Here is an 851-nt window from a genome sequence, read left to right on the forward strand (position 1 = left end):
GCGCCGCGACGACTTTCATGTGCCCCGTGATCGACCGGTTCCATCACGCGGACAAAGGCAGTGGCGTCGCTGCCGGTCTCCAGAAGCCGCGGCCTGCCGGCTGCAAGGCGATCGAAAGTCTCCGGGAGGAAGTATGAGGGCAACAGGTTGTCGAGGTCTTCATCCTCGTCCAGATCAGGCTCTGGCTGCGCATAGGTCATTTTGGTGTAGTTCTTCATTTCTGGCATTTCCGCAGGCGAGCGGCATCGATGCACGGTCAGGTGCAGCAGACGGCTCAATGAGCTGGATGGATTCGAAGAGGCTCGCCCCCGAGCTTTAGCTCAGGGCAACAGCTTGTTCGCATCCAAGGAAGGGGAGGGCGCTACCGTGCGCTGTCGACCAGGCAGGCGTTGTGCATTGCACAGACGCCAGACCATCCATTGATCCCTGCGGATCCAGAAATGTCGAGGAAGAGGTTGCGGCGAATCTTGTCGCGGCAATAGAAGTGGTCAGCCATTTAGCGGCTCCTGTGAACGCAGGGGTGGCTACCTGGTCAGGCTGTCAGTCCGGTGGTACGGGCTGACAGCCGCCTTGATTGGCAGCCGTGAATTCCGGGATGGAATCCTGAGTGCAGCCTGACAGCTGCCGCAGCAAAGTCACGCGCTTAGCTGGAGCATGGTTAATGGCTTGGTGGGCCATGATCGTAAGACGCAAGTCTGTGGAGAGACGGCGGGTTTTCTTGCTTATGACCACGGTTGCCCTGCTCTTGTTCGTTCAGTGGATCCTGAATTAAGCGAGTTTGGAATGACCGACGGCAAACTTATCCAGCTGATGAGAATTTTGGGCGATCCGCAGCGCTTCGCCATTTTTCG

3 protein-coding genes are annotated in these 851 nt (G+C 57.9%); 1 reads left to right on the plus strand and 2 read right to left on the minus strand.

From position 1 onward, the window contains the following. Window positions 1–218 (minus strand): hypothetical protein (locus tag WH91_RS20805; RefSeq protein ID WP_046172932.1); only part of this gene is annotated, 218 nt, incomplete at its 3' end. A gap of 143 nt (window positions 219–361) precedes the next feature. Next, window positions 362–496 (minus strand): hypothetical protein, encoded by a 135-nt coding sequence (locus WH91_RS25860; RefSeq protein WP_280140242.1) that lies wholly within the window; start codon window positions 494–496, stop codon window positions 362–364. A gap of 158 nt (window positions 497–654) precedes the next feature. Here WH91_RS25860 and WH91_RS25145 point away from each other — a divergent pair. Then, window positions 655–851 (plus strand): hypothetical protein (locus WH91_RS25145; RefSeq protein WP_210165786.1); only part of this gene is annotated, 197 nt, incomplete at its 3' end.

This window comes from Devosia psychrophila, assembly GCF_000971275.1.
GTDB lineage: Bacteria > Pseudomonadota > Alphaproteobacteria > Rhizobiales > Devosiaceae > Devosia > Devosia psychrophila.

Excerpts from the sequence above, each read along its gene's own strand:
- WH91_RS25860 (WP_280140242.1), bottom strand. The coding sequence starts at position 496 with ATGGCTGACCACTTCTATTGCCGCGACAAGATTCGCCGCAACCTCTTC.